Below are 11,616 nucleotides of genomic sequence, written 5' to 3'. Positions count from 1 at the left end.
GAGCACGGCATGCAGTCACGCGTTGCACTGGTCACCGGCGGTACTGGCGGCATCGGCACCTCGATCGTGAAGCAGCTCGCCCGGATGGGTCACCGCGTCGCCACCAATTTCCGCGACGAAGCCAAGGGACTGGCGTGGCAGGCGCAGTTGCGCGACGAGGGCGTCGACGTCGCACTCGCGCAGGGCGACGTGGCATCGCCCGAGCAGGCAGAAGCGCTGGTGCGCGAGGTCGAGCGGCAACTCGGACCGGTCGAGATCCTCATCAACAACGCCGGCATCACCCGCGACTCGACGTTCCACAAGATGACCGCGCAGCAGTGGAACGACGTGATCGGCACCAACCTCAATTCCTGCTTCAACGTCACCCGCCCCGTCATCGAGGGCATGCGCGATCGCAAGTGGGGGCGGATCGTGCAGATCGCCTCGATCAACGGCCAGAAGGGCCAGTACGGCCAGGCCAACTACGCCGCCGCAAAGGCCGGCATGCACGGCTTCACGATCTCGCTGGCGCAGGAAAACGCGAAGTTCGGCATCACCGTCAACACCGTCTCGCCCGGCTACATCGGCACCGACATGGTGATGGCCGTGCCCGAGGAAGTGCGCAACAAGATCGTCGCGCAGATCCCCACCGGGCGCCTGGGCACGCCGGAGGAAATCGCCTACGCGGTGGGCTTCTTCATGCCAGACGAAGCCGCCTGGATCACCGGCGCCAACCTGTCCGCGAACGGCGGCCAGTACATGGGCTGGTAGGGCCCGCCGCCGCGCCAGCGGATAGCACCCCGGAAAAGGCCAGCCGCAGGGCTGGCCTTTTTGCGTCTGGAGCGACAGCGAGGCAGTCGCGCGGCGCGCACGTAGTTGGGCCGGACGCAGGGTCGGACTCCCACAGGGCGGCGCGATGCTCGCCGTCACCCGGGTCGAGCGCCACACTGGTTTTGCTGACGTGCGTCACATCGGCGAGGGGGGGAGGCTTGTGTTCTGCGCGTTTTTCGTTGTGACCCGGTAACGACACCGGCTCCGCCCGCCACGGAAACCGCCATGCAGGACCCCCGCCCCACCCCGCTCCCGTGCCCCGTTCCGGACCCCGAGCCGGCCCGAGACGTCGGACTGGCCAGTCACGACGCAGCGCTCGGCCTGACCAGTCTGTTGCTGGGCACGCCAGGCCTGACGGCCAACGGCGCGGTCCTGCTGGATCTGTCGACGCCGGCCTACACCATGGCCATGCAGGTGCCGGCGGAACTGCGGGAGCGGATCGAATCGCAGGTCATCGACAACGCCGAGCTGCAAGTGATGGACGCAACCACGTTCGAACAGCAGGGCGCGGGCCTGTTGCTGGGGCGTCTGGGCGTCGACGTGGTACGCGCACGCGAACAGGTGCAGCGCTTCGTCGAGCGTCTCGCCGGCTCACGCGGCGCCCCACTTGGCCTGGCATGGGACGGCACGATCATGGTCACCGCCAGCGATTACCAATTGGCCGACACGCGCTATCGGCACTGGTTGGGGGAGTCCGTACCGGCACCAACGATCTCCAAGGCGGTTGGCTAGCCCGCCGTAGGATGGGTTGAGCGCAGCGATACCCATCACCGCGATCCGAGCGCGCACCAAGGCCACGGCCGGGCAGTGGCCGGCGAGCACGCCGTAGGATGGGTTGAGCGCAGCGATACCCATCACCACGATCCGAACGCGCGCGCCAAGGTGGCCGGCGAGTCGAGGCGATCCCCTGCGTAGCCGGTTGCCGAGGGCGACAACACCAGACGCAATTGGTCGCCGTGGCGTGCGATGGGTATCGCTGCGCTCAACCCATCCTACTGGGCTAGTTCAGCCAACCTCATCTGGATGAAATGACCGTTCGCGATCCCACTCACTCTTGGGCTTCTTTAGGAACTGCCAAAACGCGTAGGCGTAGCCTGCCAAGAAGACAACGACAAAACCGCCGTCCGGCCAGCCCAAAGTGAATGCCATAAATGGCCCGACCACCAGCAGGATGGCACTCCAAAGGATGTTCATGCCAATGGCGTGACTTCTCAATTCTCGGTAAGACCTAAAGCCCGCGTACTTGTGGAGCACGCTTTGGCCTTGACGCTTCAGGCAGACCCCCCAGAAGGTCAAGTAGCCCAACCCCCACGCGGCCGGCAAGCCGAGCAGTATCGACAACAGCATCGCGTTTCCCCCGGGCATCACTCGGAGAATTATGTCGGCTTTCGGTAGCCGTAGGATGGGTTGAGCGCAGCGATACCCATCAACCGCAATCCGAACGCGCGCCAAGGCCACGGCCGGGCAGCACGCCGTAGGGTGGGTTGAGCGTAGCGAAACCCATTAACCGCGGTCCAGCTGCGCACGCCAAGGTGACCGCGCGGCGGTGGCCGGCGAGTCGAGGCGATCCCCTGCGTATCCGGTTGCAGAGGGCAACAACACCAGGCGCAAATGGTCGTCGTGGCGTGCGATGGGTATCGCTGCGCTCAACCCATCCTACTGGGCCCTCCAAGACGGTGGGTTAGCCAGCCGACCGAGCCGGTGGCAACCGAATCAGAAGTCGAACACCAGCCCAAACGGTTCTGACAGGGGCGCATCCCCGGCCAGGGCCTGCAGTTTCGTGCGCGACTGGTGCAGGCGTTGCGGCGCCGGTCCCGCGCCGCCGAGGTCGTGCGCCAGGCGGGCGTGTAGCAGGTCGAATTGCCACAGCAGCGGATGCTCGGCCGCATTGAGCGCAGCCGCGTATCGCGGCCGCATCGCAGCCAGCACGAGAACCGCCGACGCATCGCGCGACTGCACCGCGCGCGCCCATTGCAGGTGGATCTCGCTGCGCACCAGACGCGGGTCCACGCGGGTCGCCTGCGATTTGCGCTGGCGCATCATCGCCAGGGCACGTTCGAACCAGTCGATCGCCCCCGCACTGTCGCCGGCCAGCAGGCGGCAACGGCCGAGCGCGTCCATCGCGCCGGACGCGCCGGCATCGGGCTTGCCTTCGGCCAGTAGCAGGCTTTCCTGCAACGCCGCCTGGAACGCGCGCTCCGCTCCGGCCAGGTCGCCTTGTTGCAGCGACACCTCGCCCAGGATGTGACGCACATTGGCGTGCACGTCATCGGGACGATCGGCCGCCGCCGCGAAACCGGCCGGATTCAGGCGCTGATCGGCCTGGCGTGCCAGCGGCGCGGCAAGGTCGGGGCGCAGCGCGGCGTTGAGCAGTTTGGCGGCGAACCCTTCCGACTGGGCCAGCACCTCGGGGTCGATGTCCTTGCCGCGCAGGTGCGGCAGCTGCGCCATCATCAGGTCGGCGCCGCGGCGGTAGTCGCCGCGCACGCCGTAGGACAGCGCCAGTTGCAGTCGCAGCGTGGCCACGCGCGGATGGTGGACGCTGAGCAGCTTGGTCATCCGTGGCAACACGGCCTCGTAGCCGGCAATCGCGATATCGGTCTCGCCCAGCCTGGACTGGGCACGGGCCAGGTTGTAGCGGGCGACCAGCTGATCGGCCTCCAGCGCGTCTGGCGTCTGCTGGTGCAGGCGCAGGGCCTGCTCGTAGACCGGGATGGCTTCACGCACCTGACCGCTGCGCACCAGCGCGATCGCCACGTTGGTGTGCGCGCGTGCCTTGTACTTGGTGGCACCGCCACCGTCGGCCATCAGCAGCGCAAGCGCCTCGCGGTAGTCCACCAGTGCCCGCTCCTCCTGCCCCAGACCGGCCAGTGCGTTGCCGCGCTCCAGCAGCAGGCGCGCCGCGGGCGGCTCGTTCACCTGCGGCAGACTGCGGGCGAAGGCCATGTTGGCGTCGATCACGTCGAAGGCGGCCTGGTGGTCGTGGTCCTCGGCGCTGGCATAGGACAGGTACTCGACCAGCTGCAGGTACTCGTCGGGACGCGCGTCGCGCTCCGGCGCCAGCTGCTCCATGGCGTACCGCAGGTGCGGCCGCGCCTTGGCCATGTACCCCATGCTCATGAAGACCGTGCCCACTTCACTTTCCAGTTGGCCACGCGTGCGCGGGTCGTCACCGAAGCGCTCGGGCAGCCCGGCGGCGGCGCGCTCCAGCAATTGCGCGGCGGTGAGGGCCTCGCCCTCGGTCTGTTCGGGCTTGCTCTCGACGAACACGTCGCGCAGGAACGCGATGGTGGCCTCGGCACGCTGGAACTGCTCGCGTTCGGCCTGCAGCTTGCGCCAGCCGAACCCGCCGGCACCGACGGCAACCATCGCCAGCACCGCCACCAGGCTGCTGGCGACGCGATGCCGGCGCACGAACTTTCGGCCCCGGTAGGCCCAACCGTCGCGGTGCACGCGCACCGGCAGATGCTGCTGCCAGCGTCGCAGGTCGTCGGCCAGCGCCTGCGCGGTGGGGTAGCGGTCGCCGGGTTCGTCGGCGGTGGCCACCGCGACGATCCGTTCGAGGTCGCCGCGCAGCACGGCCTGCAGGCGCGACGGTGCGAGTCCGCGCGCGGAGGCGATCGCCAGCGCGCCGGCGGCGTCATCGCGCATGCGTGCGGCGTAGTCGGCCGCCAGGCGTGGCCACGGCGGCGGCCCGGCTTCGCCCGTGCGCGCGGGCAGCGGACCGCCGAGCATCTCGCGCAGCAGCAGACCGAGCTGGTAGATGTCGGTGGCGATCGTCGGTGTTTCGCCCCGGCGCTGTTCGGGCGCGGCGTAGCTTGGCGTCATCGCCAGCAGTTGGGTCTGGGTGGCATCGCCGTCGTCGAGCAGGCGGGCGATGCCGAAGTCGAGCAGCTTGGGTTCGCCGTCGGCGCCCACCAGCACGTTGGCCGGCTTGATGTCGCGATGCACGACCAGATTGGCATGCGCGAACTGCACGGCCTCGCACAGCCGCGCCAGCAGCCCGACCCGGGTGTCGACACCGACCTTGTGCTGGTCGCACCAGCGCGTGATGGTCTCGCCGCGCACGTACTCCAGCGCAAACCATGGGTTGCCGTGGTCGTCGATGCCGCCGTCCAGCAGCTGCGCGATCTGCGGATGCTGCAGGCGCGCGAGGATCGCGCGCTCGCGCAGGAAGCGTTCTGCCAGCGGCGCGTAACCGGCGCGGATGCGCTTGATGGCGACCTCGCGCTCGAACGCACCGTCGGCGCGTTCAGCCAGCAGCACCTCGCCCATGCCGCCATGGCCGATGCGCCGTCGCAGTCGCCATGGGCCCAGGCGTTCGCCATCCACTGCCGGTTGCATCGGCGGCGGTAGCGGCCCGTGCGTTTCGTCCTCGTCGACGCGCGCAAGCAGCGCCTCGACGCGTTCGCGCAGCTCGGGCCTGCCCTCGCAGCGCGCGGCGATCGCGCCGGCTCGCGCTTCGGGCGCGTGCTCGAGCACTTCGCGCAGCAACTGCAGGGCATCACGATCGAGCTGGGTGTTGGCCATGGCGTTCCGTGTGTGGGCGGCATGGAGACCGCGCCTGGAATGGGACTACGAACTGTCGGCGACGAACCTGACATTGCCGGCGCCGCGCCTTCTGCAACCGGCCGGCGCGCCGGCCGCTCGGGCAACCCGACGCCGACATCGCGCGGCCACCTGTCGCCGGATCAGTCCTCGAGTCGTTCGCGCAACCAGGCGCGTGCGGCCGCCCAGTCGCGGTAGATCGTGCGCTCCTCGACATCCAGCAAGGTCGCGACCTCCGCCACGCTGAGGCCCACGAAGTAACGCAGCTCGACCACCTTGGCCATTCGCTCGTCGATCGTCGCCAGCTCCCGCAGCGCGTCGTCCAGCTCGGGCAGACGCGTGTCGTCGGGGATCGGCAGGTTCAACGCCAGCGTGAAGTCGTCGCGCCGCCATTGCCCGCCGTGCTTGTCGCTGGCGGCCTTGCGGGCGCGATCGACCAGCAACTGGCGCATGATCCGCGCCGCGGTGTTGAACAGGTGCGCGCGGCTGTGCAGCTGCTGCGGCTGCTCGGCCCCCAGCAGACGCAGGAACACGTCGTTGACCAGGGCGGTCGGCTGCAGCGTGTCGTGGCCGCGGTGGCCGCGCAGTTCGCGATTGGCGATCGCGCGCAGCTCCGAGTAGACCATCGGCAACAGCTGGTCCAGCGCCTGGGCATCGCCCGCGCTCCAGCGCTGCACCAGTACCGTAGCGTCGTGGCCAGTCGTGGCGTTATCGTGCATTCGCGTGATCTCCCCACGGCCGGGGCCGCGGGGCGCATGGTTGCCGGCGGCGGCGCCGTGCGTCAACTGGCGCCGGACGGGTCCGCCGCGGTGGCGACGGGGCCGGACGGACTCCCGGAAGGCTCAGTCGAGCTGGTCATAGCTCAGCACGTCCAGGCTCTGGGTGTCCTTGGTGTTCCAGGTGAAGTTGTCGACGCGGGTGATGAACGCGTAGCGGCGCCCCTGCGCCAGCGCGCCGCCCGGCATCAGGCCCTGGGTGTTGGGATCGACGTACAGGACCACCTTGTGGCCCTCGGCCACCTGCACCTGCAACGGGAGGAAGCCCTGGCGAAGCCGGACGGTGCTGACCCATGCCGCCTTGTCGCCGGTCGGCGGATTGAGCCGGAGCACCGTGCCCTGCATGCGCACGATCTTGCCGCGGGTCGGGTCGCTGTTCGGATCGCTGGCGACGCCGCGCTGCATGGCGGTATCCCAGGCGCTCTTGAACGTCGTCCAGGCCTGGCCGTAGCTCTGGTAGGGAATCGTCCAGTCGAAATTGTCGGTGTCGCGGCGGAAGCGGTCGCTGCGACCGAAGAACATTTCGCTGGCGCCACCGCGACAGCCGTGCTTGCAGCTGAAGGCGATGGTCGACAGCACACGTCGCATGTCCCGGGTTGCCTCTTCGACGTCGGCGCTGCCCACCATGGTGGTTGCCAGTGCCACGCCCGGGCCCATCGCCAGGCCGGCCTGCTGGACTTTGGGCGCATACACCAGCACGACGCCGTTGCCGACATCGAGCTTGCCCACGCGCAGCTGGCGCAGCATCGCCTGGGCATAGGCGTTGGCGTCCAGTCCGTCGAGGTCGTCCACGACCAGGGTCACGATCTCCACGCCATGTGCCTGGGCGTGGTCGAACATCGCCTTTTCCACCTTCGCACGCACCACAGGCTCGACCATGCCGGTTTCGTCGTAGACAAACCGGCTGAACTTGGATGGCGTGGCGCTGGCACTGACGGCCGGCAGCACGTCGCGCACGCCGCCGGGCGCCGGCGCGCTGACCGCCACGGTGTCAGGCGTGACGCCTGCCGTTGCCGGGTGGGCCGGCGTCGGAAGCGAGGTTATGGGGCCGGCGGACGATGCCGGTGCAACCACCACCGGGCTCTGGTTCTGCGCGATGGGCGGCGCTACGCCGCTGCTGCAGCGGGTCCCGCCCTGCTGCAGGCAGGCCTGCTTCCAGCCGTCCTCGATCGCCGCCACGCGCTTGCCCCGCCCGGGATGCGTCGGGCCGTCGCCTTCGGGCACGAGGGTGACCATCGCCTTCTGCGCATCGACCAGTTGCGCGCCCATCTTGTAGAGCACGAAGCCGCTGAACTTGTCGGCCTCCAGCTCGATCGGCGGCTGGCTGCCACCGGGGGTGATGGTGTGCCCGGACAGGTGGTGGCCGATCTCGTGCGCCATGATGCTCACCGGCGCCCAGTCGTTGTTGCCGGTCGCGCGGCGGACTTCGTCCATGAAGTTCTTGTTGAACGCGATCACGCGGCGCGGCAGCTTGTCCGGTCCCAGCACGATCAGCGCGGCGGCGTTGGGCACGTTGGCCTCGACCACGTGGAAGTTCTGCGGCAAGCCGGTGAAGTTCATGATCCTGGCGACCATGTCGCGGCAGTCCGTCGGCGGATTGCCGCCCATGCCGTTCGCGTCCACCGTCACCGGCGAGCCGTCGTACGAGCACGCCTGCAGCGACAGGGCCAGCTGGTCGACCATTTCCGTCTCACTCATCGCCAGCGCCACGCTGGGCGGGGTCGCGGCCGGCACGACGCCGCCGCGCGCGTCCTGCGCGACCGCTTCGGCCGGCGAGCCGCCACAGCCTGCCAGCGCCACTGCCAGGGCGGTCGGTATCGCGGCCAGGGTGAGGGTGCGGCGCAGCGTCTGATTGCACTTCATGGTTTGGGTTCCAATGGGTAAGGAGACTCGGGATGGGCATCGGTCTCGTGTCCGGCGCCCGTGATGCGACTCAGGCCAGTTGTGCCATCACTGCCTTGATCAGGGCCCACGCGTACAGACGCTGCAGGCCGACCTTGATCGCGACGAACAACGCGATCGCCAACAGCAGCCGCGGCCATTCGCGCCGCAGGTCGATGACGAAGAACTGGCGGAACGCGACGGTCACGATCGTCGCCGCGACCAGGTTCATGTAGAGGACCGACCACTGCTTGTGGATCTGCAGGTAGTCGGCGCTGCGCAGCAGCAGGGGCGGCAGCATGTTGAGCAGCTGCGCGCACAGGATCAGGAACTGGCAGTAGGTCGCCAGCACCAGGTGCTCGACAGAGTTGTAGCCAAGCCGACGACGGAAGATCAACAGCGAGCTGGCCAGTACCGCGACGATGCCGAGCGAGAAGCTCCACTTGCCGTACGACTGCAGCAGCTCGCCGGCCTTGCCGAGGTTTGCATCACCGGCGGCAAACCAGCGGTTTTCGCTCAGCAGCAGCAACAACAGCCCCACGGCCACCAGCAACAGTTTCAGTGGATGGGTGTGGCGTTTGCGCGCGCCCAGCACGTATTCGCGCGCCACCCGCCCTGGCCCGGTGGCCAACGCCCACGCGGCCTTGACGATGTCCAGCTCGAACCAGCGCCAGCTCTGCCAGATCTCGGTGCGCAGGTCGCGACTGCTGAACCGCACCACCTTCTTCTGCCCGCATTGGCCGCAGAACGGCGTGCTCAGTCCGGCGCCGCAGTTGCGGCAGATGGCCCGTTCGAAATGCGCGCCGTCAACGTCGGCCGGCAGCACGCCCGGCGCGATGCACTCGTCCGCCGCCGATCGCGGCAACGACGCCGGCTGGCGCTCCGGCTGCGCCACTGAGAGCAGGCGCCCCGGTGGTGATGTGGTCGAGGCTGGATCCATGGCGCTCCCTTCCCGTCGGTCGCCGTTCGCGTCACGGCGTCGTCGCCTGGCGCAGTCGCGGAACAGCCCGCGCTCTACTGTCGGGTACGAAGGAGTGGATCGATTCCTGACATTCCCCGCCTGGACGGCCGGCTGCCCGCCGGCGGTCGAGCAACGGCGATGGCTGCTTGCATGGCCCGTTCCCCTGAGCCATGCTCGGCTCCATCAGGTTTTAGAGCCTTTGCCCAATATGACCTCGCTACGAGTCATCAAGAAGTACCCGAATCGGCGGCTCTACGACACCGAGATCTCGAGCTACATCACGATCGAGGACGTTCGCCAGTTGATCGTCGACGGTGAGGATTTCGAGGTGCGCGACGCGCGCTCGGGCGATGACCTCACCCGCCAGGTACTGCTGCAGATCATCGCCGAGCAGGAGCAGGACGGTGAGCCGGTGCTGTCCACCCAGTTGCTCAGCCAGATCATTCGCTTCTACGGCGACTCGTTGCAGGGTTTCATGGGCAGCTACCTGGAGCGCTCGATGCAGGTCTTCCTCGACCAGCAGCAGCAATTCCGCAGCCAGGTCGGTGGCATGCTCGGCCAGACGCCCTGGGCGATGATGAACCAGCTCACCGAACGCAACATGGCCATGTGGAAGGAGTTCCAGCAGAACCTTTCCGGCAGCGTCGGCCAGACCCCTTCGGCAACCAAGGCCCGTCCGGAAACCAAGCGCGGGCGCTGAACCCGGGACGACGGGCGCGCGCCGCATCGGGCGCCGTTCGGGGTTGCGCACGCGGCCGACGCGTGCGACGAAGCGGCAGTGCCCACGGTGGCGCGCCGCGCCCGGGACCCAGCCCCTGCGCCCCTCGCCCGCCACCAACTTCCATTGCGCCGCCCACACCGGGTGCGCATCGGCCCGCGGCGCCGTCCGGGCCACGAACCCTCAGGCAAGCCCCATGAACAAGCGCATCGCCGTCGTCAGCGGCGGCATCGGCGGACTCGGCACCGAGATCTGCAAGACCCTCGCCCGGGCCGGGCGCCGCGTGGTCGCAATCGACCTGCCCGGGCACCCGGATCGCATCGACGCGTTCTCCCGCGCAACCCAAGGCCTGGATGTCAGCTTCGAAGCAGCCGACGTCGCGGACTTCGAGGCCTGCGCGGCACTGGTGCGCAAGGTCGAGGACGAACACGGCTCGCTCGACATCCTCGTCAACGCTGCCGGCATCACCCGCGACACCAGCTTGCGCAAGATGGACCGCCGGCAATGGGACGAGGTGCTGTCGGTCAATCTGGACGGCGTGTTCAACCTGTGCCGGCACGCGGTGGACGGGATGACCACGCGCGGCTTCGGCCGCATCGTCAACATCAGTTCGGTCAATGGCCAGACCGGTCAGTTCGGGCAGACCAACTACTGCGCGGCCAAGGCCGGCATGCACGGTTTCACGATGGCGCTGGCACGCGATGTCGCCCGGCGCGGCGTCACCGTGAACTCTGTTTCGCCGGGGTACTGCGAAACGGCGATGGTGATGGCGGTGCCCGAGGAGATCCGCGCGCGGATCGTCGACAACGTCCCGGTGGGGCGCCTGGGCAAGCCCGAGGAGATCGCACGCGCGGTCGAGTTTCTTGGCGCCGACGACGCGGGCTTCATCACCGGGGCCAACATCCCGGTGAATGGCGGGATGTTCATGAGCTTCTGATCGGCGACGGCCGCACTCCCGGCCGTGCCGATGGCACGCCGCACTACGGCGCGCGTTGCCCCTGGCAGTACTTGGCGCGGAACGCCTCGGCCTGCGGCATCAACGATTGCAGATGGGCGATGCGGTTGTCCGGATCGGGATGGGTCGACGCGAACTCAGGCGGGCGTTGCCCGCTGCCCAGCTGCGCCATGCGTTGCCACAGCGGGATCGCCGCGGCCGGGTCGTAGCAGGCGGCGGCGGCCAGCATCAGGCCCACCTGATCCGCCTGCGTCTCGTGGGTGCGGCCGTACGGCAGGATGAACCCGTACTGCGCGCCTGCCCCCAATGCCGCCATCACCGCTTGCTGCTGTTGCGGGTCCATGCCGCCAAACGCGACGCCGGCGGCCATTTGCCCCATCTGCACGAGCTTCTGCTGCGCCATGCGTTGCGAACCATGTCGCAGCAACGCATGGGCGATCTCATGGCCCATCACCACGGCCATCGCGTGCTCGTTCTCGGCCACGGGCAACAACCCGGTGTACACCGCCATCTTGCCGCCGGGCAGGCAGAACGCATTGACCTCCTCGGACTGGATCACGCTGACATCCCACTGGAACCCCTGATAGTCGGTCGGCGCCTGCTGTTGGTTCTGCGCGGCCAGCGCCGCGGTGACCTCCGGTACCCGGGCCACCAGGCGGTTGGCGATCTCACGGATCTGCCGGCTGACCTGCGCGTCGGGGGGCAGCAACGCACCCTGCGCGGCAGCGTCGCTCTGCACCTGCTGGTAGGCCTGGGTGCCGAGCTGCACTTCCTCCTCGGCGGTGGCGCCGTAGTGGGCTTTCTCGCCGGTGTAGGGATCGACCTTGGCGCTGCCGAACCACGTCCATGCCGCGTAGCCGGCAAACAGGATCAGGATCCACCAGCGCACACCGCCGCCTCGCCGTTTGCCGCCCTGTGCAGCGGCGCCACCCATCGGATCGATCCTCATGCCTGCCACCCTCGCCTG

General features: G+C 68.6%; 10 protein-coding genes. 4 read left to right on the top strand and 6 right to left on the bottom strand.

Annotated features, from left to right (window positions below; translation table 11 throughout):
- Positions 1–9 precede the first annotated feature (9 nt).
- Together phbB (EER27_RS04390) and EER27_RS04385 are read left to right on the top strand one after the other, a co-directional pair.
- A complete protein-coding gene (gene phbB, locus EER27_RS04390) occupies positions 10–750 on the top strand; it encodes an acetoacetyl-CoA reductase (RefSeq protein WP_123086822.1) in 741 nt (246 codons plus the stop codon).
- A gap of 285 nt (positions 751–1,035) precedes the next feature.
- A complete protein-coding gene (locus tag EER27_RS04385; protein ID WP_148040930.1) occupies positions 1,036–1,542 on the top strand; it encodes a hypothetical protein in 507 nt (168 codons plus the stop codon).
- Between the two features lie 273 nt (positions 1,543–1,815).
- Here the strand turns inward: EER27_RS04385 and EER27_RS17055 are convergent, their stop codons facing one another.
- The 5 genes from EER27_RS17055 to EER27_RS04360 all read right to left on the bottom strand — a co-directional run bounded on the left by EER27_RS17055 (position 1,816) and on the right by EER27_RS04360 (position 8,955).
- On the bottom strand, positions 1,816–2,157 hold the full coding sequence (locus tag EER27_RS17055) for a hypothetical protein (protein ID WP_123086820.1): 342 nt from the start codon (positions 2,155–2,157) through the stop codon (positions 1,816–1,818).
- A gap of 366 nt (positions 2,158–2,523) precedes the next feature.
- Entirely contained in the window at positions 2,524–5,340 is a 2,817-nt protein-coding gene (locus tag EER27_RS04375) for a serine/threonine-protein kinase (protein WP_123086819.1), read from the bottom strand.
- Positions 5,341–5,501: 161 nt separating this feature from the next.
- On the bottom strand, positions 5,502–6,077 hold the full coding sequence (locus EER27_RS04370; protein ID WP_148040928.1) for an ECF-type sigma factor: 576 nt from the start codon (positions 6,075–6,077) through the stop codon (positions 5,502–5,504).
- A 123-nt stretch (positions 6,078–6,200) separates the two neighbouring features.
- Positions 6,201–7,997, bottom strand: coding sequence for a TPM domain-containing protein (locus EER27_RS04365; RefSeq protein ID WP_123086817.1), 1,797 nt, complete (start codon positions 7,995–7,997; stop codon positions 6,201–6,203).
- A 70-nt stretch (positions 7,998–8,067) separates the two neighbouring features.
- Positions 8,068–8,955, bottom strand: a complete 888-nt coding sequence (locus EER27_RS04360) for a DUF3667 domain-containing protein (RefSeq protein ID WP_123086816.1) — start codon at positions 8,953–8,955, stop codon at positions 8,068–8,070.
- 229 nt (positions 8,956–9,184) lie between these two features.
- Here EER27_RS04360 and phaR point away from each other — a divergent pair, with 229 nt between their 5' ends.
- Positions 9,185–9,676: a polyhydroxyalkanoate synthesis repressor PhaR gene (gene phaR, locus EER27_RS04355; protein WP_123086815.1), complete on the top strand. Its 492-nt coding sequence runs from the start codon at positions 9,185–9,187 to the stop codon at positions 9,674–9,676.
- A gap of 214 nt (positions 9,677–9,890) precedes the next feature.
- Complete coding sequence (gene phbB / locus EER27_RS04350) at positions 9,891–10,631, top strand: acetoacetyl-CoA reductase (protein ID WP_123086814.1); 741 nt, start codon at positions 9,891–9,893, stop codon at positions 10,629–10,631.
- A 43-nt stretch (positions 10,632–10,674) separates the two neighbouring features.
- On the opposite strand, the gene EER27_RS04345 is transcribed toward phbB (EER27_RS04350), so the two are convergent.
- Positions 10,675–11,598, bottom strand: a complete 924-nt coding sequence (locus tag EER27_RS04345; RefSeq protein ID WP_123086813.1) for a M48 family metallopeptidase — start codon at positions 11,596–11,598, stop codon at positions 10,675–10,677.
- Positions 11,599–11,616: the final 18 nt, after the last annotated feature.

This window comes from Montanilutibacter psychrotolerans (assembly GCF_003719825.1).
In the GTDB taxonomy this organism is placed as follows: Bacteria; Pseudomonadota; Gammaproteobacteria; order Xanthomonadales; family Xanthomonadaceae; genus Montanilutibacter; species Montanilutibacter psychrotolerans.
The sequence above is the reverse complement of the archived record's forward strand: the minus strand, read 5'-3'. Positions and strand labels throughout refer to the sequence as shown.